The sequence below is a fragment of the Myxococcus sp. CA051A genome (assembly GCF_013336705.1).
Lineage (GTDB): Bacteria > Myxococcota > Myxococcia > Myxococcales > Myxococcaceae > Myxococcus > Myxococcus llanfairpwllgwyngyllgogerychwyrndrobwllllantysiliogogogochensis.
In genome coordinates, this window is sequence record NZ_JABUMS010000009.1 from 47,450 (window position 1) to 68,745 (window position 21,296).

Here is a 21,296-nt window from a genome sequence, read left to right on the forward strand (position 1 = left end):
GTCGACACCCGACGAGAGGAGCTCCCCATGAAGTACACGCAACTGGGCCGCACCGGCCTGCGCGTCTCACGCCTGTGCCTGGGCTGCATGAGCTACGGCACCCCCTCATGGCGCCCGTGGGTCCTCAACGAGGAAGCCTCGCAGCCGTTCTTCCGCCGCGCGGTGGAGATGGGCATCAACTTCTTCGACACCGCGGACATGTACTCACTGGGTGTCAGCGAAGAAGTGACGGGCCGTGCGCTGCGACGCTACGCGCGCATGGAGGAGGTGGTGGTCGCCACCAAGGTGTACTTCCCCATGGGCGATGGCCCCAACATGCGCGGCCTGTCCCGCAAGCACATCGTCCAGGCGTGCGAGGCCAGCCTGAAGCGGCTGGGCATGGAGACCATCGACCTCTACCAGATCCACCGGATGGACCCGCACACGCCGGTGGAGGAGACGCTGTCCGCGTTGGATCAGCTCGTCCGCCAGGGCAAGGTGCGCTACCTGGGCGCGTCGTCCACGTATGCGTGGCAGTTCGCGCGGGCCCTGGGCGTGGCGGACGTGAACAGCTGGTCCCGCTTCGTGTCCATGCAGGACCACTACAACCTCGTCTATCGCGAGGAGGAGCGGGAGATGCTGCCGCTGTGCGAGGCGGAGGGCATTGGCGTGCTCCCCTGGTCTCCGCTCGCGCGCGGGTTGCTCGCGGGGACGCGCAAGTCGCTGGGAGACCGGGACGCCACGCCGCGCGCGAAGACGGATGCGTACGCGCCGGTGCTGTATGACCAGGCGGGAGACTGGGACGTGGTGGAGGCCACGCGGCGGGTGGCCGAGGCGCGCAACGTGCCTCCGGCCCAGGTGGCCATGGCGTGGCTGCTGTCGCGTCCCGTGGTGACGGCGCCCATCATCGGCGCCACGAAGCTGGAGCACCTGGAGGACGCCATGCGCTCGGTGGACCTCAAGCTCCAGCCCGAGGAGCTCCAGGCCCTGGAGGCGCCCTACCAGCCCCACGCGCTGCGCGGCATGTGAGCCGCGCGGCGGTACGGTACCGGGTCGACGTCAGAGGTCGACCTGGGTGGGAGCGGGCTTCGGCGCACGCGCGGGCGCGACCGGAGGGACATCCAGGAAGGCGGCTCGCGGGCCAGAGCCGCCATAGGCCAGCGCTTCGATGCGGTTGGTGCGGGGAGCCAGCGGGTCTCTCGGCAGACACTCGGCCTCGGTCTCCAGGAGCTTCAGCTCCGGGCGGGACTCCATGAGCCGCTCGATGCGCGGGGGCACGTAGTCGACGGCGTCCTCGAACGCATACCGGGAGAGGATGCGCGTCGCCGTCACGGGCTCGCAGCGAATCTCGGGACGCGACGTCAGGGAGGTCGTGGTCATCAACACGGCCGCGCCCCGAGCGGAGCTGGGACCGGACCGGGTGGCCTCCGTCACCGTGGTGGACACCCAATGCTCCCGGCACTGCGTCATCGTGTACGGGATGGGGCGGCGGATGACCCGCAGCGGCGCGTATTCCCCCGCGGCCATGGCGGTGCGGACCAGGGCCTTCCATGGCGGCACGGGGCCCTCGGGCATCAGGTGCGTGCGGCACTCCAGCTCCGTGCCCCCGTCGTCCGCCATGAACACCACCTGGACGTTGCTGACGTAGCGCGCGCCCGACGTCTCCGCGCGCTCCAGGAACCGCAGCACCAGCGTGCTGCCGTCCTGCGCGTGTCCGAAGGGCATGGAGATGGCCCAGGGCGCGAAGCCAGACTGCTGCGCGAGCGCCGGCGTGGCGACGATGACGGGGGGCCCCTGGCGGACCAGGGGCGAGCGGGCGCACGCGGCGGAAAGGAGCAGCAACAGGGTCAGTGAGGAGCGGCGCATCGAAGGTCCCCTTGTCGTGGGCTTTGCGTCCTCCGAGATTACGCCCCTCGCGGCGACCCGCCCCAGCCGGCAAACCACGGAGCAACCATCCCCGTGGGGAACGATATGGCGGCCGCGTCGAAACGTTACCCGCGCCGACCGGCGTGTCGCAGCCACTGCGCCGCCGAGCGAAGGTCCGCCTCGAAATGGATGCGCAGCTCCGCGCGCTCACGAGGGTCCGCCCGGCGCAACACGTCCGCGGGTGCGAAGGTGGCCATGGCGCCGCGTGCCCAGGGCGTCTGGACGAATTGTCCCCGGTTGAGGTTGAGACGAAACCCCGGCCCCAGCACCGCCTGGCCCGCCGTGCTGCCCAGCGCGAGCATCAACAACGGGCGCACCGAGGCCACCTCCGACGCCAGCGCTTCCCGGAACGCCTGCGCCTCCCGCCAGCCCGCGGCCTCCGCGTCCCCATCCGGCGGAGGTCCCCGCGAGACATGGAGGTCCGTGGGCTTCAGCCCCGCCCGTGAGAGCACCACCTCCAACAACCGCCCCGCCGGCCCCACGAAGCACGGCACGTCACCGTCCTCCCGCGTGTCGGGCACGTCCCCCACCATCATCACCGGAGTCCCCTCTGACGGTGTCCGCGACTTGCGCGCGGCCGTGCTCCGCGCCGGGGCTTGCGGCGGCGCTTCCCACGCCAGTCCCGCCCCGTAGCTCAGGCGCGCCAGGTCCCAGTGGGCGCTGGCGTCCGGGGTGAAGAGGCTCCAGCGCAGCGTGGGAAAGCGCCCCACGAGAAAGGGCGCCGCCAGCCTGACGACGAGGTGCTCCGGCCGGTACCATGCGACATACCGCTCCGCGCCATCGGACGCTCCCCGCCGGAAGCGGACGCGAATCACGAGGTTGCGCACGTCCCGCCGCACCGCGCGCTCCATCCGCCGCAGCCGCTGGACGTCCCGGTCCAACTCCCGCTCCAACAGCCACCGCTCCCCGTGGGTCAGCCGCCAGAGCACGCGGTACAGCAGCGCCCAGCGCTCCGGCTCCCGATGACACACCACCTTCTCCGCCAGCCCCAGGAAGTCCCGGGGCACCACCGGCAGCGCGCCGGTGCCCATGCCGCTCACGAGCGCATCCACCCGTCCATCCCACGGGCCCCGCGCTTCCTCGAAAGACACCCGCTCCGGGGGCAGACACCGCGCCAACAGCCCCCGCGCTACTTCCCGAAACGATGCCAGCTCCGGCGCCACGCTCACCCGCACCTGGACCTCCTGGTCGCTCAGCGACACACGCCGCGAGCCACCCGTGGAGGGTGCTCGCGCGCGTGGAAGGCTTCTACCTTCCAGGTCTGACATCACCATCCCACCCGTGACGTCGTCGGGCCCTCGCGGCTATTCCTCCTTCGCGAGCGCGTCCACCTGCTGCTGGAGCCCCTCCATCTCCTCGAAGAAGGACTCCACGGGCTGGGCGCGGGTCATGCGGAAGGCCGGCGGCAGCAGCGTGCGCGGGAAGTCCAGCGACGTGCTGAAGGGCTCGTTTCCCAGCAGGTCGTTCGCGCGGGACAGGGCGCCAAAGGAGAGCGTCACCACGACGAGCACTCGAACCAATCTCGCGGGCTCCCACCGTGCCACGTAGCGCAGGTGCCAGAAGAGGCCCCAGCCCATGAGCGAGAGGAACGTCGCGTGGTGCAGCCAGGACAGGCCCGAACCCAGCCCCAGGCTGAAGCCCAGCGCCGACACGAGCGGTGGCAGCGCCACGGCCCCCAGCAGCACCAGGCTGCCGATGGTGGCATGCGTGCGGTAGTGGAACCGGCGGCGGGAGATGCGACTGGCGACGGCCCAGCCCCCCGCCCACAGCAACGTCAGCGTGAGCGGCGTCACCACCGCCACCGTCAGCTCGCCCCAGTCCGTGCGGCCGTAGTTGCCCAGGTGCGTCTCGAGCGAGCTGACGAAGATCAGGGCCAGCATCGCGATGGGGAACGCGCGGGCGTGCTCGAACACGCGCTCCCGGGGGGCGACGGCCGAGGTGATGACCGTGCCGGGCACGGCGTGGTCCCTGCGCCGGAAGCGCAGCACCGTGTCACCCACGGCCACGCGCGTATCGGGCGCCAGCTCCAGTTCGGCGAGCGGTGCCCAGGGCTCCACGCGCCAGGTGCCGTTGTGGCTGCCCACATCCCGCACCACGAGCGCGCCGTCCTCGCGCCGCTCGATGCGCAAGTGTTCGGGGGAGACCTTGGGGTCATCGAGGATGACGTCGTTCGAGTACGCCCGGCCAATCGTCGCGGGGAAGCGCTCCAGGCGGTGGCGCTCGTGGACGGAATCCCCTTCCAGCACCTCCAGGAAGATCATTTCGTCCACGACAGCCCCTCCAGGTAGCGGCGCGCCAGCTTGCGCGCGTTGTCCGCCGTGAAGCCGCCCAGCGTGAGGCTGGTGTCGACGCCGCTGGTGCTGGCGTTGAGCGCGGCGGCGCGCAGCACCAGGTCATAGAGGCCCGGGAAGCGCTTGTAGGCGCGCAGGCACAGCGCGGCGCGGACGGGCAGACCCTCCACGTCCACGAACTCCGTCGTGCAGCGGAAGTTGGTGACGTCCTCGCGCGAGGCCTCCACCGTGTCCGGGTCCTGCGCGTACAGCGCGCTGTAGAGCGAGGAGAAGCGCAGCGCGCCCAGCTTCTGGCTGGAGGCCTGCTGGTGCAGGAAGGCCACCACGCCCGTGCGGTGATGCGAGGACAGGTAGATGTCCTCCTCCGAGGAGCACTGGTAGTTCGTCACCGTGTAGGGCACCTCCGGGTCATGCGGCGTGTCGCCCCAGCACTTGAGGAAGGGAATCCACCGGCCGGGGACCTGGTAGCTGCCCAGCTTCTGCTTCGGCACCGGGGCCGCCATCAGCTGCTCGGTGAGGCGCTGCTGGTTGTCGACGAGCTGCGCGCGCACCGTGTCCACGAGCGTGCGGGCCTCGTCCGGCTTCGCCTCCAGCGCGCGCGCCAGGAGCGCGCTCGCGTGCTTCACCGGCACCAGGAAGCCGAGCTGGTTTCCCATGGTGGCGACGTTGACGCCCACCACGCGCCCCTGTCCGGTGAGCGTGGGCCCGCCGCTCATGCCCGGATTGATGGCGCCGCTGAAGTGGATGCGCTCATAGAGCGAGTCCTGGATGAAGCCGTTGTAGGTGCCCTCGACGATGGTGGTTCCCAGGTCATGGGGATTGCCCATGGCGAACAGGCGCGTGCCCTGCTGCGGCTCGCGGTCCTCCAGCGCGAAGAAGTCCTTCACGACGTCATCCATCCGGATGACGGCCAGGTCATGGACGACGTCCACGTCCACCAGGCGCGCCGGCACGGGTTCGCCGCCGCTGCGCAGGACGAGCTCCGCGGTGTAGTCCTCCGGGTGGAGCACCACGTCGGAGACCACGTGGTAGTTGGTGATGGCGTGTCCGCTGGCCGAGACGAAGAAGGCCGAGCCGATGGACGAGCGCGTGCCCGAGCGCCGCTCGATGATGCGCACCTGGGCGACGCGGTTCTGGATGCGCTGGAACAGCTCGTGGGTGGCCGGAGGCAGCACGGCCGGAGGGGACTCGGGCGCGGGAGCAGGCGCGGAGTCGGGTTCGCTTCGAGCGGGGGCCTGCACGCCCGGTTCCGAGGGAGCGACCGACGGCGCCTGCCCAAGCACGGCGACGAGAAGGAGGACGAACATGGATGCCGCGCACGCTATCCCAGCACCGAGCGCCTGGGCACCGAGTCGCGCACGGCCCGGAGCGTGAGGCCCGCGTGCGCTCGCCGACCCACCTGCCCTGTTGGCGGCGTGGCTGCCAGCGGATAGGTTCCGCCCCGCCGAAGGTGGCTCGCGGGGGTCCGCGAGGTTTAGGGAATCCGGTGCCCGTCCCCGATTGCCGACCTCGCGACAGGCGCTCGGGGCGTCGTCACGCCTCGGAAGTACCCTGCCCCGCCCGCATCCGGCGCCACGCCGCGTACGACGCCACCAGCGCCCCGGCCAGTGCTCCCGCGAGCGCCCCCAGCACCCGGCGCGGCACCACGCCCGGCGCGGTCGTCGCCTCCAACCGGAACGTATCCAGCGACGCGCGCACCCCCGGCGCCAGCGACTCCCAGCGCACCGCCGGCGCGCTCACCACCACCACCGCGTGCCGGCCCTCGGACGCGAGCCCCGCCACCAGCACCGTGCGAACCTGTCCCGCCTCGCGCAGCGTGCCCAGCACCTCCACTCGCGGAACGATTCCACCCACCCGGTCCACGCGCTCCGGAGACAGCGTCACCCCCAGCTCCCGCTGGAAGTGCTGCATCACCGCCGACGCGAAGTCATCCCGCTCCGAAGGACTGGCGGAGAAACTCCGCTCCACCACCGAGACCAGCATCGTCGCCGCCTCGGGCCCCTCCCCATCCGCCAGCGCCGCCGACAGGCTCCGCGTCGCCTCCGCGTCGAGCGACACCGCTCCCGCCACCGAGCCCACGTAAGGCTCCCACCGCACCATGTGGAAGCGCTCCGGCGGCCGCAGCACGTAGCCGTCTCGACGCAGCTCGGAGCCGAGCGCGCCCGACAGCAGCAACCAGCCTCCAGCCGCCCACGCGAGATTCACGCCGCGAGCATAGGCCCCCCGCGTCACATCCGCAGGCCAGGTCATGGGCCCCGAGAAACGACGAACCCACGGATACCCCGTGCCCCCGGGCGCGGCGAAGTCACCGCTCACATGCCTTCGTTGTGACATCCCCGGGCGGCGCGGGTAACCTCGCGCCCAGATGACTCCTGCAGCCCGGGTGGAGATGGAGGCACGCGCCGACCGAGCCCTGCGCCGTGGCGAGCTCGTCGAGGCGGTCGACCTCTACGAGACGCTCACCCATGCCTTCCCGGATGACGCCTCGCTCGCCGACAAGCTCGCCAACGTGCGCGAGTCCCTGCTCCCCCTGGAACTCCAGAAGCTGGAGGCCGCTCGCCCGCCCGAGGAGCCGGAGCTGCCGGTCGGTCCCTCCTCACCCGCGCAAGAGGGTGAGCGCCTGTTCGCCCTCGGGGACTACGTGGGGGCCGCCGCCGCCTATCGCCGCGCCCTCCAGGAGCGTCCGGACAACGAGCTCTTCAAGGAACGGCTGCTCGAGGTCTTCCAGATGGCCCGGGAGATGCCCCTACAGTCACCGACAGACAAGGCCCTTCCCAAGGCCCCTCAGCCCCGTCTCCAAGCCCTCCTCGACAGGGTTGCTTCTCGTCGCCGCCTCAAGCGGGACTGATGGAAGCTCGCGTTTCCACTCGGAAATCCGACCTGCCGAATGATTCGCGCGTTGCACCCCGGCTCCGGGGCCTCCTATCATCAGGTCCGACGTCGCTGTCATGGTGGGCCACCCTCCCTCTGACACCCGCGTCCGACCCCTATGGCCCGTTCCCTGAGACTCGGAGTCCTCACCGGTGGCGGAGACTGCCCCGGGCTCAACGCGCTCATCCGTGGCCTCGTCAAGCGGGGCACGCATGAGTTCGGCCATGAGTTCGTGGGCATCGAGAACGGTTACATGGGGCTGGTGGAGCCAGACCTCACGCGTCCCCTCACCGAGGAGGACACGCGGGGAATCCTGCCCAAGGGCGGCACCATCCTCGGCACGTCCAACCGCGCGAACCCCTTCCTCTACGCCTTCCGCGAAGGTGGCCACTGGGTGGAGCGCGACGTGTCCGACGCGGTGCTGCGGCGCTGCGAGGCGCTGAAGCTCGACGGAGTCATCGCCGTGGGTGGTGACGGCACGCTGTCGATTGGCCACCGACTGAGCGAGAAGGGCCTCAAGGTGGTCGGCTGTCCGAAGACCATCGACAATGACTTGAGCGGGACGGACCAGACGTTCGGCTTCGACACCGCGCGCCTCATCGTCACGGAGGCGTTGGACCGGCTGCACTCCACCGCCGAGTCCCACGACCGGGTGATGCTGGTGGAGATCATGGGGCGCCACGCGGGCTTCCTCACGCTGGAGAGCGGGCTCGCGGGCGGGGCCGACGTCATCCTCATCCCGGAGATTCAGTACCGGGTGGAGGCCATCGTCGAGAAGCTGCGCCGCCGCGCCACCCGCCGCCGCAGCTTCTCCATCATCGCCATCTCCGAGGGCGCGTTCCCCGTGGGCGGCACGCTGGCCGTGCTGGACCGGGCCGAAGACGTCCCCGGGCGAGGCGTGGTGCGACTGGGCGGCTCCGGCAAGGTGTGCGCGGATCTGCTGGCGCAGCACGTCGAGGCGGAGATTCGGGTGAATGTGCTGGGGCATCTCCAGCGAGGAGGAAGTCCGAGCGCGGCGGACCGCGTGCTGGCGACGCGCTATGGTTGTGGGGTGTTGGACCTGGTGCGCGACGAACAGTGGGACCACATGGTGGCCCTGCGCGCCGGGCAGCTCGTCGCGGTACCTCTGAGCGAGTCGCGAAAGGAGCGCCGGGTGGACCCATCCGGCGAACTGGTGCGCTTCGCCAAGAGCATGGGCATCAGCTTCGGGGACTGAGGGAGGGGCAGGCACAACCGCCGCATGTCATGACGCTCGTCGGCCGCCATATCGGTCGTTATCGCATCCTCGAGCAACTCGGCTCGGGGGGCATGAGCGTCGTGTACAAAGGGCTCGACACGGCCCTGGACCGTGAAGTCGCGGTGAAGGTGCTGCACCCGCACCTGGCCGGCAAGGACGAGTCGCGCAGGCGGCTGGCCCGCGAGGCCCGCGCCGTGGCGAAGCTGCACCACCCCAACATCCTGGAGGTGTTCGACTTCTCCGCCGCGGACGCGCAGGACGCGTTCATCGTCACCGAGTACATCCGTGGCCGGACGCTCAAGACGGTCCTGGACGAAGGTCCGCTGGATCCGCCGGAGCTGGCGGCGATGATCATCCACGAGCTGGCGGCGGCGCTCGCGCATGCGCACGAGGCCGGCGTCATCCACCGCGACCTCAAGCCCGAAAACGTCATGGTGCGCGAGGACGGCATCCTCAAGCTCATGGACTTCGGCATCGCCCGGCTGCTCGACATCGAGGAGCGGATGACGGTGACGGGCTCGCTCGTGGGCTCGCCCGCGCACATGTCCCCGGAGATCATCGAGGGCCTGGAGGCGGGCCCCGAGGCGGACGTCTTCAGCGTGGGCATCATGTTCTACGCGGCCATGACGGGGCGGCTGCCCTTCTCCGCGCCCAACACCACGGCCACGCTCAAGCGCATCCTCGACGGTGACTACGAGGATCCGCGCCGCCGCCTCCCCGCCCTGTCGGACGAGCTGGCGGACATCTGCGCGCGCTGTCTCCAGAGAGATCCTCAGCAGCGCTATCCGGACGCCAGCAAACTGCGTGACGCGCTGGCGGACTACCTCGCGGGCCTGGGCTTCTCCCGGGTGGGCGAGGAGCTGGTGTCGTTCTTCGCCGATCCACCGTCGTACCGGAAGCTGGCGCGGCAGCGCATTGTCGCCAGGCTGCTGGAGCGAGGGGAGCGGCTGCTCTCGGAGAAGCGCACGTCGAGGGCGCTCGGCAGCCTCAATCACGTGCTGGCGCTGGACGCGCAGAACGCTCGGGCGCTCGGGTTGCTCAAGGGCATCCAGCGCGCGCAGCGCGTGAAGACCTGGCGGCGGCGCGGCATCCGGCTGGCGGTGGGATTGCTCACCGCCACGGCCGTGAGCCTGGGCGCCTACAAGGCGTACCACGCACGCGCGGATGCGGCGGCCCTCCAGCCGGGCACGGACAGCCCTCCCAAGGGCGGCGAGGGCGTCAACCCGGGCTCCGGCGACACCAGTCACGATGGCGCGAACGGCGGGGTCGGAAACTCCATCCCCGAGGGAACACTCGGCGCGGGAAACCCGGGCACGGACGCGCACGAGCCCCCCGGCTCCGGCACCGTGGACACGGCTCCCCGACCGAACCTTCGTCCCGCCGCGCCGACCGACGGTGCTCGCACGAGGAGCGCCGATCCGTCGCGATTCCCCCCGGGCTACACCCCCGAAGCCACCTCCTCCCGCATGGAGTCCCTCGTGGGCCGTCTCGACACCCGGCAGGCCCCCGCCTCGGGCGGAAGCGCGGCGCGCGCGAGCGCGGTACGTCCCACCGGAGGCGCCCAGGAGGACGCCCGCGCCCTGCCGGGAGGTCCAGGCGAGGACCGTGTCGCCGGCCGGAAATCCGCGTCGAAGAAGATCCTGGTGTCCATCCTCGTGCGGCCCTTCGGGCTCATTCGCGTGGACGATGGCATGCCCAGCGCCCAGGCCCTCCAGAAGCACGACGTGGAGATGGCCCCCGGCCCACACGCCATCACCATCTCCTGCGACTACTGCGAGGACGTGGTGGAGACCATCGACGTGCAGCCCGACGGGGAGAACATCTTCCACCTGCGCGCCCAGCCCAAGTCGGCGCCGCTGTCGCTCGAGTACGAGCCCGCCGAGGCCACCGTGCGAGTGGGCGACCAGGTGCGCACCGCGCGCGACAGCGTCCAGCACCCGTTCGAGATTCGCTCGCCACGCGGGCCCGCGGGCTTCCAGCACACCGTCACGGTGGAGATCTCCCATCCGGGCTTCCAGACGGAGCGACGCGTGGTGCACCTGCGTCCCGGCGAGCCCACCCTTCTGCACGGGAGCCTGCGTCCCGAATGAGTCGAAGGTTCGCGTTCATCTCGCTCTGGATCCTGCTGTGGACCCCGGCCGCCTCGCTCGCGCAGGAGGCCGGAGACCCGGAGGTCGCCGCCCTGCGCGCCAGCTTCGAATACGGCAAGTACGCCGAGGTCCTGGACCGCGCGGGTGCCCGCATCGACCGTGGCGGGCTCAACGAGGACGAGCTGGTGGAGCTGCACAAGCTGGCCGGACTCGCCGCCTTCAACCTGGGACGCACCGAGGAGGCCTCGCGTCACCTGCGCGCCCTGCTCCGACTGGACCCCGATTTCAGCCTGGACCCGTTCGTCGTCCCGCCCCCGGCGGTGACCTTCCTGGAGAGCATCAAGGACGACATGACCAATGAGCTGGAGTTCCTCCGGCAGGAGCGCCGGCTGCGCCAGGAGCGCGAGAAGGCCGAGGCCGAGCGCCGCGAACGTGAGCGCATGGAAGCCGAGGTCCTCCGTCGCCGCGCCGAGGAGCTGGCGAGTCAGGTCAACGTCCGCACGGTGGAGAAGCGCAACTTCCTGGTCAACTTCGTGCCGTTCGGCGCGGGCCAGTTCCAGCAAGGCCGCAACAGCCTGGGCATCGTCTTCGCCGCCACCGAAGGTGTGCTCGCGGTGACGAGCATCATCTCCTACTTCGCCTACGAGTCGCTCTTCGAGGAGCGGCCCCTCGAGCTGGACAACGTGCTCGACGAGGATGGCAAGGCGTCCATCACCATCCGGTACATCCCCACCAACCGCGAGCGTCAGCGGGACACGTGGCAGTTGCTCAAGCTGGCCTCCGCCGCCGGCTTCTACACCATCTATGCGCTGGGCGTGGTGGACGCGCTGTACCACCACGAGGACCAGGTGGTACGCACCTCGGTGGAGACGCGAGATCCGCCCTCTTCCAACGCGCCCCGCTCGGAGTCCTCGGTCTCCCGGCCGCCGCGCGCGACCGCGCCTCGCCCCACCGCACGGCTGGGGCTGTACCCTACTTCCGGCGGACTCGGCGCCGGACTCACCCTCTCCTTCTGAGCCTTTTTCTCCAGGTACGTGAAGCCCTATGGCCAGCCTCACCGTCCGCAGTCCTGATGGCAAGGTCCGCGCGGTCGCCCTGCACAAGCGCATCACCAGCATCGGCCGGAGCCCGGACAACGACATCCCGCTCGAAGACTCCGGCGTTCCCGACAGCGCCCTGCACGTCACGTTCGACGGCAGTCGCTACGAAGTCGGCAGCCTGGGCGCCACCTTCCACGTCAACGGCAAGAAGCGCGACTCACACGCGCTCGCCACCGGCGACGTGGTCCGCGTGGGCGGCACCGAGCTGACGTTCGCCCGCGAGGACGCGCCGCGCGCGCCCCCCCCCTCCGCCCTCACGCCTCACCGCGACGCGGTGGCCAGTCCGGAAACCGCGGACTCGCACACCACGGAGCTGCCCGGCGTGCCCGGCCGAGAGCTGGCCATGCTGCGGCGGCTCACCGCGTTCAGCGAACGGCTGCTGGCCCTCTACGACGTGGAGCGCATCCTCGAGAGCCTGATGGACGAGGCCATCGAGGTGACGCGCGCCGACAAGGGCTTCCTCATCCTCATGGAGAGCGGGGACCCGCGCGTGAAGGTCGCGCGCAACGTGGCCCGGGAGAACATCGAGGACGCGGTGGAGAAGCTGTCCGACTCCATCATCGCCAAGGTGGTCAAGGAGCAGCGGCCCCTCATCGTCGCGGACGCGGTGGACGCGCCCGAGTTCAAGGCCAGCGAGTCCGTCGTCAACCTGCGCGTGCACTCCGTCATGTGCGTGCCGCTGATGCACAAGGGTGACCTGTTCGGCGTCATCTACGTGGGCAATGACCGGCTGGTGAACCGGTTCGAGCCCAAGAGCGCGGACATGCTCACCATCTTCGCGGCGCAGGCGTCGCTCGTCCTGCAGAACGCGATGCTGGTCAACGACCTCAAGCTCGACGTCACGGAGCTGCGCCGGAAGCTGGAGGACCAGCGCTATGGCGACATCGTCGGGGCCTGTCAGGGCATGCGCGACGTGTACAAGCGCATCGACAAGATCGCCCCCACGGACATCTCCGTCCTCATTACCGGCGAGACGGGCACCGGCAAGGAGCTGATCGCCCGGGAGATCCACCGCCGCTCGCCCCGCGTGAAGGGCCCCTTCATCACCATCAACTGCGGCGCGATTCCGGAGAACCTGCTGGAGAGCGAGCTGTTCGGCCACGTGAAGGGCGCCTTCACCGGCGCGGTGGCCACCAAGGCGGGCAAGTTCCAGGCGGCCATCAGCGGCACCCTCTTCCTGGACGAGATTGGCGAGATGCCGCTCCAGCTCCAGGTGAAGCTGCTGCGCGCGCTCCAGGAGAAGATCGTCTACAAGGTGGGCGACAACCGCGGCGAGCCGGTGGACATCCGCGTCGTCGCCGCCACCAACAAGGTGCTCGAGGACGAGGTGAAGCGGAACACCTTCCGTGAGGACCTCTACTACCGGCTCAACGTCGTCACCCTGAAGCTGCCGCCCCTGCGCGAGCGCGGCGAGGACGTCGTCGTGCTGGGCAAGTTCTTCCTCCACAAGTACTCGCGCGAGTTCAACTCCCGGTCCAAGGGCTTCACCCCGTCCGCCGCCGTGTCCATGAAGAAGTACGGCTGGCCCGGCAATATCCGCGAGCTGGAGAACCGCATCAAGAAGGCGGTGGTGCTGTCCGACAAGCCGCTGCTGGGCCCCGACGACCTGGACCTCAAGCCGGAGAACCTGGAGCCCATCATGCCGCTGCTCCAGGCCAAGGAAGAATTCCAGAAGCGTTACATCAACGAAGTGTTGGCGCGGAACAACGGCAACCGGACGAAGACGGCCAAGGACCTGGGCGTGGACCCTCGCACCATCTTCCGCCACCTGGAGAAGCTGGAAGCGGAGAAGACCGGGCGGCCCCTGCCCCCCGAGGAGGGCGAGGAGCTGCTCTGAAGCGGCCCCAGTCGCACTGGTGATGGACTCGACGACGCGGCGAGAAGTCTGGGACAGGCGCTCCGGCCAGGGCTGGGCGACGTGCGTGCTGGCCGCGAGTCTGGGCCTGCTCGTCGGCTGCCTGTTGCCCCAGGACGACACCCTGCTCGACGAGCCTCCGCGCTTCATGAACCGCTCGCCGCGCATCATCGAGTCGCTGGTGTTGCCGCAGGAGCACATCATCCAGGACTTCGGCGGGAGCCGGTGCGAGCTGACGTTCGAGGTCGCCGTCGAGGACCCGGACGTGGATGACCGCATCAAGGTGCACTGGTTCATCGACTACAGCCCGCAGGACCCGCGCGGGCCGTACCGGGAAATCGCCCTGACGAACAACGGCGAGGCCCGCCGTCCGGACCGGGGCACGCTGCGCATCAACCTGGCCTCGGCGAACGCGGAGCTGAGCACGCCGGGCCAGCACCTGGTGGAGGCGCTGGTGAGCGACGCGGAGCTCACGGACCGCGAGCCCGAATCGCAGGTGGTGAACCTGCCCGACGGAGGCTCCATCATCGACCCGGGGTTCGTCATCAGCTACTCCTGGGTGGTGAACACGGTGCAGGGGGACTGCCGATGAAGGGGGGCCCCGCGCGGCTCCTCCTCGCGCTGACGCTGCTCTGGGGCACCGGCTGTGCCCTGCTTGAAGAGGAGCCGGAGGATTCCCTGCTCGTCTGCCGCTCGGACGCGGACTGCGCCTCCAACGAGGTGTGCTTCGTGGACGGCTGTGGCGACCCGGGCCAGGACATCGTCGTGGAGGTGACGCCCAACCCCGCTCTCGGCCTGTACGCGCAGGACTTCCCGGTGGGTCGCCTGCGGGCCGAGCAGAACCTGGAGCTGTTCGACAAGGCCTCGCTGCGCGGGACGACGCTGCGCTCGACGGTGCCGCCCGCGTCGTCGACCACCACCTCCCGTCCCTACTCCGAGCCGCTCGTCGTGCGCGCCGTCGGCACGAGCGCCCTCATCCCCGGGGTGGCCCGCTACCACGAGGCGACGCTGGTGCCGGACAACGGGCAGTGGACCCTGCCGGTGGCCAGCGGACAGTACGCGGTGACGGTGCTCGCCGAGGACCTCCTGGTGCCACCCATGACGAACCTGGGCACCGTGTTCCCGGGCGAGGCGCTCGCGCTGGAGTGGCTGCTGCCCGCCGCCGACGCCGTGGTGCCCGTGCAAGGGCAGTTGACCGGACACGGGGGCGCGCCGCTGGACGCGGACCTCTCGGTGGAGGCCCTGGACGCCGAGCTGAAGCCAATCTCCCAGCGCGTTCCCGTGAATCGCGGCACGGGCGCCTTCGCGCTGGCGCTGCCGCCTGTGGCCGCGAGCGCCTCCACGGTGCTGCTGCGCGTGACGGCGCGGGACGCGGGCGCGCTCCTGCCCCAGCAGACCTTCACGGTGGACCCGAGCGTCCCCTTGCCCGGCCCGCTGGAGCTGGGTGACTTCGGGGCCCCGGTGCGGGTGTCGGGACGCGTGGTGGCCCTGGACGGCCGGCCTGTCGTCGCCGCCACGGTGTCGATCCAGGGGCGCGTGGGAGGAGGCGGGAGCTTCCAGAGCGCCGTGGCGACGACGGACGAGGAAGGCCGCTTCGAGCTGCGCTCCCTGCCCAGCGCCACCGAGTCCCCGCTGGAGCTGGTGGTGGTGCCTCCCGCCGGCTCCACCTCCGGGCTCACCACCTCCGCGGCCGTGGTGCCTCGCGAGGACACGGTGTTGCCGGACGTGGTGTGCGTCAACCGCCGCGTGGCGCGCGGCCGGCTCCTGCAGCCCGACAACGTCTCCCCCGCCGCGGGCGTGCGGCTGGTGGTGGAGCCCGTGGACGTCGTCCCCGGCCGGCTGCTTCCGCCCAACCTCGCCTCGGAGACCCTCACGGACGCCAACGGCGAATACGTGCTGCGGTTGGACCCCGCCCTCTACCGGCTGGACGTCGTGCCGGGTGAGAACCTGCCCCGCGTCAGCCGCTTCGTCTCGGTGCTGCCCGCCAATGACGGCTCCGAGCAGGCCGTGACGGCCTTCGCCCTCCAGCGGGGCCGCACCTTGCGCGGCCGGGTGCTGTCGTCGACGCGAGAGCCGGGCGTGCCTCCGGGCCTGCCCTTCACGTCCATCCGCTTCTATCGGGTAGTGAACGTGGAGGGGCGCCCCTCCTCCGTGCTGCTGGCCCAGTCCGTGACGGACACGCTGGGCCGCTACACCGCGCTGCTGCCGGTGCGCTGACTCACGGCCGGGGCGACGTGGCGGCCGGACTGGCGCTGGCGGCCTGGAAGGCGGCGTGGAACGAGTCCACCGTGCCGCCCACCTCGTCGGCGTACTGCACCGCGTGCGTGGTGTAGAGGTCCAGCACCACCTCCAGGCGGCGGTACACGGTGCGCAGCGGCGCGCGCTCGCGGGCCTTCAAATCGCACTGGGACTCCCGCTCGCGCATCCGCGCCAGCCACGAGGTCCGGAAGCGCATCCATTCCTGGTCCGTGTCTCGCGCGGGCGACACGCGCACCAGCTTCTCGCGCCCCGCCTCCAGCTCGTCCCACAGGGCCCGGGCACCCGCCAGACACTCCTGGAAGCTGAGCGTGGTGGCCGCGGGTGGCAACTCCTCTGGCGTCATGGCCGCCACCGAGCGGCTCACGTTCCAGATGATCCACAGCGAGAAGAGCGTGGTGAGCGCGATGTAGACCCCATACGCGGCACCACGGTAGCGGCGGAAGCGAGGATCTTTCCGAGGGTCGGGAGCGGACACGGGGTCCAGGTCTTATGACTGTGGACCCCGCGTGGCAACGCTTCCGTGTAACCCCACCCGACAGGCGGGCGGGGTGCGTCCAGGGACTACTGGCCCGCGGGGCTCGCCACCTGCTGGGTGGGGGCCGCGGCGGGGGCGGCGGCGGGCGCGGGACCCGCGGCCTCCGTGTTGCCGTTCATGGCACGCTTCACCATGGCGATGCGGCTGCGGAACTGCATCTGGTACTGGCTGTTGAGGTACGCACCAGCCGCGTCACGCGCCGTCTCCAGCGCCTTCTCCATCTGCCCGACCTCCTGGTACGACTGGGCCAGCAGCAGCATGGCGTAGTCGCGCGTCTTGGAGTTGCGGTCTCCCTCCACGAAGCGGGCCAGCAAGGGCACGGCCTTGTCGTGCTTGCGCAGCTGGTTGTACGCGGTGCCCAGGAAGAAGGACGCGTCCAGCGACTGCTCCTGCGGCGGGTTCATGGCCAGGAAGCGCTCCATCTCCGAGACGACCTGGTCCATCTCGTTCTTGCGGAAGGCGATCTTGCCGCGCTCGAAGGCGGCATCACCCGTCTCGCGGCGCAGCGACGTGGCGCGGTCATTGAGGGCCTGGCGCTCCAGCGAGCTGAGGCGCTGGGTGTCCAGCTTCATCAGCGCGTCGATGCCCTTGAGCCGCTCGTCGCCGGGCAGCGAGGTCATCATCTTGTAGACCTCGGCGGCGCCGCGCTGGGCCGTCTGGTGCGCGGAGGTGTCCGAGCGCTGCTTCTCCAGCTGGCCCGTCAGGTCCGCCACCATCTTCTCCAGGCGCTCCCGCTCGTTGGTGGCGCTGGAGCTGCGCGCGCTGGTGATCATCACCGCCGCGCCCACCGCGATGACCGCGAACAGCACGTAGGCCGCCGCGGACGAAATCCACTGCCGCTTCTGGAAGTCCTCGTGACGCTTGCCGACCGCCTTCACCTCCGCGTGGAGGTTCTTCAGCAGGTTGTCACTTTTGATGACGAGGTTGCGGGCCTCGACGACTTCGCGGCGGAGGTCCGCCAATTCCTTATCAATCTCGGTCTTCGCCTGCTCTGGCATGGACATCTTCCTGGGCCCGGTAACGATCTCGGCCGATTCACGCATCGTAAGGAGTTCTCCCGGTCATACGGCGACAATTTCCGCACCGGAACAACACGGAGGCTTTGTCACATTTCCGGGAGCAAACAACCTTCCAATGTCCACGCCTGCTCGCTCTGCGAGCTACAAACCAGAGCCTGGGAGACCTCGTGATGGCTCGGGCGGAAAAGTGTACGTCACGCCCAGCGACAGCCAGCTCCCTCCCAGACTGAACGAGCCAATCTTCGCGTCCTCGGGGCCCACGGGTCCGCGCAGGAACATGAAGCGGTACTCACCGGTGATGCCCCAGCGAGAGGACAAGCGCCATGTCGCTCCCAGCGAACCCGCCCAGGCCTGCGTCGTTCTCTCCCGCACGGCCTCTCCGTCGCGCTCCGAGCTGATGAGCGTGGGACCGGTCAAGAAGCCCAGGAAGGGGACCAGCCCATAGGGGCCGACCTCGGGGAGCAGCTTCTGGAAGCGCAGGCCCAGCATCGCGCCGTAGGCCAGGGTGTCGATGCCCCGCTCGGTGGGAGGCAGGCCTTCCACGCCCGGTTCCGTGACGTAGAGCCGGGAGCCGGTCCCGAACAGGTCGATGCCCAGCTCCACGAGGTCCGACAGCGAATAGGCGAAGGAGGCCACACCGAACGGCCCCCCTCCGGTCTTCCGCGCGCGCGCCAGGTCGCCGTTGCCCGTCCGGCCGTACCAGCCCTTGTAGAACGTCTCGTTGGAGGTGGAACGCCAGCCACCCTGCACGGTGATGCGTCCCACGCCATCCATCGAGGTGGGCCCATCGTCCTCCTCGTCCTGGGCGAAAGCGGGAGCGGCGAACAACAGGGCGAGCAGAAGCGGAAGTCGACGGAGCATCGAAGCAGGGACTCGGGGGCGAAGGTCAGGAGCGCTTGGGGCGCACGGCGATTTCGAGGAACGTCGTCCGTTGGCGGCGCAGCGAGGCGACCAGACAGCGGACGACACACAGGGCTCCGAACTCACGGAGCACCACGCCCAGGTTCGACACCACGTCCCGCAGGGTGATGACACCGCGCATGTGGCCGCTCCCATCGTGGTTGTTGCCGTGAGGGATGCTCTTCCCGGCCGTCCGTGCCCGGTCCGCCCCGTGCTACAGGCGTGTGGCCCACCGTAGCAGCGGCCTCCCACGGGTCAATTTTCCGGCCGTGCAAGGGCGCGGAGGGACTGGGATTCCGGCTTCAGCGGGCGCGGCGCTCCAGCTCCAGCAGGGGCATCTCCAGCACCACCACCGTGCCGTGGATGCAGGGGGGATGGAAGTCGGCCCGGTCCAGTTCGCCCAGGAGCGCGCGAAGCTGCGCGTCCGTGAGCGGCACGGAGCCCGCCTTGCGCGCGGCATGACACGCCATCACCCGCACGGCCTCGGCCAGCGTGACGGAGTCCAGCGCGGCGCCCTTGGGCGGCAACGCGCGCGCGAGCGCCTCCAGCAACGAGCGAGCATCCGCCCCCTCCAACCCCGGAGGCACCGTCTTCAGCGCCACCGTCGTGCCGCCGAAGGGCTCCACGTCGACGCCCAGGCGCGACAGGGCCTCACGCCCCTCGACGAGCGCCTTGGCGACCTGCACGGGAAACTCCAGCGTGGTGCCGAACAGCGAGGGCGCGGGAGGGCCCTTCGCATCGTCCAGCGCGCGCAGGTAGGTCGTCAGCCGGGTCCGCTCCAGCGCCGCGTGAGGGTCCAACACCACCAGCGTGCCGCCGGGTCCTTCGCAGAGGTGGAAGCGGCCTCCGAGCAGGCCCATGGGTCGCAGCGCGGCGAAGTAGCCCGGCGGAGGGGCCTCATTGAGCTGGGGTTGGGCCTCGCCGAACGCGGGCGGGCGCCCCACCGCGCCGAAGGGCAGCGACGAGGGAATCCCGACCATGGGCCCGGGCGCTCCGGACAGGGCGTGCGACGGAGCGCCCCCCGATGCTGCGTCCAGCGTGGTGGGCAGCGGCGCGCCCCAGGAGGCCTCCTGCGCGCGAGTGAGGAAGCGCTCCACGGCGAGCGCGTAGTGCGCGGCATCGCGCGGCTGATTCCCGCCGGGGCCATTGGGGTCGGCGCCCGCGCCCAGCCATGGGGCCGCGCGCAGCATCCGGTTGAGCGCGGCGCTGATGGCCTCCTGGACGCCTCGGGCATCGGAGAAGCGGACCTCCAGCTTCTGGGGGTGCACGTTGACGTCCACCGCGATGGGGTCCACGTCGATGTGCAGGACGACGACGGGCTGCCGGCCCGCGGCGAGGAAGTCCTGGTAGGCGCGCTGGATGGTGCCGATGAGGCCCCTGTCGCGGACGTAGCGGCGGTTGACGAACGTGTAGAGCCCGCGCGCGTTGGGGAAGGTGAACTCGGGCGAGGCCGCGTAGCCGGTGACGCTGACACCCAGGCGCCGCTCCTCCACGGGGAACAGGTGCGGGTGGGCCGCGGGGCCCAGCGCGGCGGCGATGCGTTCACGGGGGTCCTCCGGGCAGGCCGCGCTGGAGAAGAGCTCGTTGCCCTCGTGGGTGGCGAAGAAGCCCACCTCCGGGTTCGCGAGCGCCAGGCGGACGACGGCCTCTTCGGCGTGCTTGAGCTCGGTGTCGCCCCGGCGCAGGAACTTGCGGCGCGCGGGCACGTTGAAGAAGAGGTCCTCCACGGTGATGACGGTGCCCGTGCGCGGAGGGGCATCCTCGATGAGCGGGTCCACCCCACCCTCCAGCGTCACCCGGGTGCCTACGTCCGCGCCCACCTCGGCGGTGTGGAGGGAGAAGCGGGAGACGGAGGCGATGGCGGGCACGGCCTCGCCCCGGAACCCCATGGAGTCGATGTGGAACAGGTCGTCCAGCTCGCGCAGCTTGCTGGTGGCGTGACGCTCCAGACACAGCGTGGCGTCGTGCCGCCCCATGCCGTGCCCGTCGTCCGAGATGATGATGCGGTCCACGCCCCCACCGGCCAGGTCGACGCGGATGGTGCTCGATCCCGCGTCGAGGGAGTTCTCCACCAGCTCCTTCACGACGGACGCGGGGCGCTCCACCACCTCGCCGGCGGCGATCTTGTTGATGAGGACGTCACTGAGACGTGCGATGCGAGCCATGGCAATCATCCACCCTCCGCCACGGAACGAACGTTGTCCAGCGAGACGAGATGGGTGCAGGCTGACATTCAGGACCGGCTGGGCTAACAGGAGAGCCCGCGTATGGACGTGTCACGACCAGGCAAGGGGCGGTTGCGCGTCGCGGTGACCGGAGCCAGCGGCGAGTACGGGAAGCTATTGCTGCCCCGGCTCGAGCGGGATCCCGACGTGGAGAGCATCCTCGTTCTGGACGTCGCCCGTCCGGAGGGGGCCAAGGTGGAGTTCCACCAGGTGGACCTCACCCGGCATGACGCCGAAAGCGAGCTCACCGACGCGCTGGCCGAGCGCCCCGTGGACGCGCTCTACCACCTGGCGTTCCTCTTCGGACCCATCCGCAACGGCTCCCTGGCGCACGAGCTGGAGGTCATCGGCACGATGAACGTGCTGACCGCGGCGGGCCGGGCGCGCCTGCCGAGGCTGGTGGTGCCCTCGATGACGGCCGTCTATGGGGCGCGGGGGAACAACCCCGCGTTGCTGCGAGAGGAGTCGCCGCTGCAGGGCTGTCCTCACAGCCGCTTCGTCACCGACAAGGTGGAGGTGGAGGGGCAGGTCCGTGCCTTCCGCGAGCGGCATCCGGAGATGCGCGTGCTCGTGCTGCGCTTCGCGCCGGTGCTGGGGCCGACCATCGAGAATCCCGTGACGCGGCTGCTGACACGCACGTCCGTGGTCCCCACGCTGCTCGGGTTCGACCCGCTGTGGCAGGGACTGCACGAGGAGGACGCGGGGCGGGCGCTTCATCTGTCGCTGCGGGCGGACGTATCCGGCGAGTTCAACATCGTCGGACGGGGTGTGCTGCCACTGTCCGGCCTCATCCGGCAGGCGGGTGCTCGCCCGCTCCCCCTCCCAGGGCCTTTGTTCCGTGGCGCACTCCACGCGCTGGATGTGGTGGGAGCGGACACGTTGCCCGTAGCCCTTCTCGACTACATCCATTACTCGTGGGTGGCGGACGGCGCGCGCGCCGAGACCGCCCTCGGATTCATCCCCTTCCACCACGTCAGGGACGCCGCCGCGGCGCTCAAGAGGAGCTAGA

General features: G+C 70.3%; 19 protein-coding genes. 9 read left to right on the forward strand and 10 right to left on the reverse strand.

What is annotated here, in order from left to right:
- Positions 1-27 precede the first annotated feature (27 nt).
- Positions 28-1,008, forward strand: a complete 981-nt coding sequence (locus HUA74_RS25130; protein ID WP_141646072.1) for an aldo/keto reductase — start codon at positions 28-30, stop codon at positions 1,006-1,008.
- 30 nt (positions 1,009-1,038) lie between these two features.
- On the opposite strand, the gene HUA74_RS25135 is transcribed toward HUA74_RS25130, so the two are convergent.
- From HUA74_RS25135 to HUA74_RS25155, 5 genes are all read right to left on the reverse strand, one after another.
- Positions 1,039-1,845 (reverse strand): hypothetical protein, encoded by an 807-nt coding sequence (locus HUA74_RS25135; protein ID WP_174456591.1) that lies wholly within the window; start codon positions 1,843-1,845, stop codon positions 1,039-1,041.
- 125 nt (positions 1,846-1,970) lie between these two features.
- Complete coding sequence (locus HUA74_RS25140; protein ID WP_371745633.1) at positions 1,971-3,107, reverse strand: DUF4130 domain-containing protein; 1,137 nt, start codon at positions 3,105-3,107, stop codon at positions 1,971-1,973.
- 102 nt (positions 3,108-3,209) lie between these two features.
- Complete coding sequence (locus HUA74_RS25145; RefSeq protein WP_141646070.1) at positions 3,210-4,175, reverse strand: FHA domain-containing protein; 966 nt, start codon at positions 4,173-4,175, stop codon at positions 3,210-3,212.
- Positions 4,163-5,503 carry a S1C family serine protease gene (locus HUA74_RS25150; RefSeq protein WP_174456592.1) on the reverse strand — a complete coding sequence of 447 codons (1,341 nt, stop codon included), beginning with the start codon at positions 5,501-5,503 and terminating at the stop codon, positions 4,163-4,165. Before HUA74_RS25150 ends, HUA74_RS25145 begins: the two co-directional genes overlap by 13 nt.
- A gap of 226 nt (positions 5,504-5,729) precedes the next feature.
- Positions 5,730-6,401, reverse strand: a complete 672-nt coding sequence (locus HUA74_RS25155; protein WP_174456853.1) for a hypothetical protein — start codon at positions 6,399-6,401, stop codon at positions 5,730-5,732.
- A gap of 160 nt (positions 6,402-6,561) precedes the next feature.
- Between HUA74_RS25155 and HUA74_RS25160 the strand changes: the two genes are divergently transcribed.
- The 7 genes from HUA74_RS25160 to HUA74_RS25190 all read left to right on the forward strand — a co-directional run bounded on the left by HUA74_RS25160 (position 6,562) and on the right by HUA74_RS25190 (position 15,566).
- Complete coding sequence (locus HUA74_RS25160) at positions 6,562-7,044, forward strand: hypothetical protein (RefSeq protein WP_141646068.1); 483 nt, start codon at positions 6,562-6,564, stop codon at positions 7,042-7,044.
- Positions 7,045-7,185: 141 nt separating this feature from the next.
- Positions 7,186-8,283, forward strand: a complete 1,098-nt coding sequence (locus tag HUA74_RS25165) for a 6-phosphofructokinase (RefSeq protein WP_174456593.1) — start codon at positions 7,186-7,188, stop codon at positions 8,281-8,283.
- Positions 8,284-8,312: 29 nt separating this feature from the next.
- On the forward strand, positions 8,313-10,394 hold the full coding sequence (locus HUA74_RS25170; protein ID WP_174456594.1) for a serine/threonine-protein kinase: 2,082 nt from the start codon (positions 8,313-8,315) through the stop codon (positions 10,392-10,394).
- On the forward strand, positions 10,391-11,410 hold the full coding sequence (locus HUA74_RS25175; protein WP_174456595.1) for a hypothetical protein: 1,020 nt from the start codon (positions 10,391-10,393) through the stop codon (positions 11,408-11,410). Before HUA74_RS25170 ends, HUA74_RS25175 begins: the two co-directional genes overlap by 4 nt.
- A 28-nt stretch (positions 11,411-11,438) precedes the next feature.
- Positions 11,439-13,331 carry a sigma 54-interacting transcriptional regulator gene (locus HUA74_RS25180; protein WP_174456596.1) on the forward strand — a complete coding sequence of 631 codons (1,893 nt, stop codon included), beginning with the start codon at positions 11,439-11,441 and terminating at the stop codon, positions 13,329-13,331.
- Positions 13,332-13,350: 19 nt separating this feature from the next.
- Positions 13,351-13,941: a hypothetical protein gene (locus tag HUA74_RS25185; protein WP_141647954.1), complete on the forward strand. Its 591-nt coding sequence runs from the start codon at positions 13,351-13,353 to the stop codon at positions 13,939-13,941.
- Positions 13,938-15,566 carry a carboxypeptidase-like regulatory domain-containing protein gene (locus HUA74_RS25190; protein ID WP_174456597.1) on the forward strand — a complete coding sequence of 543 codons (1,629 nt, stop codon included), beginning with the start codon at positions 13,938-13,940 and terminating at the stop codon, positions 15,564-15,566. The genes HUA74_RS25185 and HUA74_RS25190 overlap by 4 nt, the downstream gene beginning before the upstream one ends.
- A 1-nt stretch (position 15,567) precedes the next feature.
- Here HUA74_RS25190 and HUA74_RS25195 read toward each other — a convergent pair whose 3' ends face one another.
- From HUA74_RS25195 to mutL, 5 genes are all read right to left on the reverse strand, one after another.
- Entirely contained in the window at positions 15,568-16,083 is a 516-nt protein-coding gene (locus tag HUA74_RS25195; RefSeq protein WP_174456598.1) for a hypothetical protein, read from the reverse strand.
- A gap of 86 nt (positions 16,084-16,169) precedes the next feature.
- Complete coding sequence (locus HUA74_RS25200; RefSeq protein WP_174456599.1) at positions 16,170-17,186, reverse strand: tol-pal system YbgF family protein; 1,017 nt, start codon at positions 17,184-17,186, stop codon at positions 16,170-16,172.
- Between the two features lie 117 nt (positions 17,187-17,303).
- On the reverse strand, positions 17,304-18,023 hold the full coding sequence (locus HUA74_RS25205; protein WP_174456600.1) for an outer membrane beta-barrel protein: 720 nt from the start codon (positions 18,021-18,023) through the stop codon (positions 17,304-17,306).
- A gap of 25 nt (positions 18,024-18,048) precedes the next feature.
- On the reverse strand, positions 18,049-18,204 hold the full coding sequence (locus tag HUA74_RS25210) for a hypothetical protein (RefSeq protein ID WP_174456601.1): 156 nt from the start codon (positions 18,202-18,204) through the stop codon (positions 18,049-18,051).
- Positions 18,205-18,364: 160 nt separating this feature from the next.
- Positions 18,365-20,227: a DNA mismatch repair endonuclease MutL gene (gene mutL / locus HUA74_RS25215; protein WP_141647949.1), complete on the reverse strand. Its 1,863-nt coding sequence runs from the start codon at positions 20,225-20,227 to the stop codon at positions 18,365-18,367.
- A gap of 102 nt (positions 20,228-20,329) precedes the next feature.
- Here mutL and HUA74_RS25220 point away from each other — a divergent pair, with 102 nt between their 5' ends.
- Positions 20,330-21,295 carry an SDR family oxidoreductase gene (locus HUA74_RS25220; protein ID WP_141647948.1) on the forward strand — a complete coding sequence of 322 codons (966 nt, stop codon included), beginning with the start codon at positions 20,330-20,332 and terminating at the stop codon, positions 21,293-21,295.
- Position 21,296: the final 1 nt, after the last annotated feature.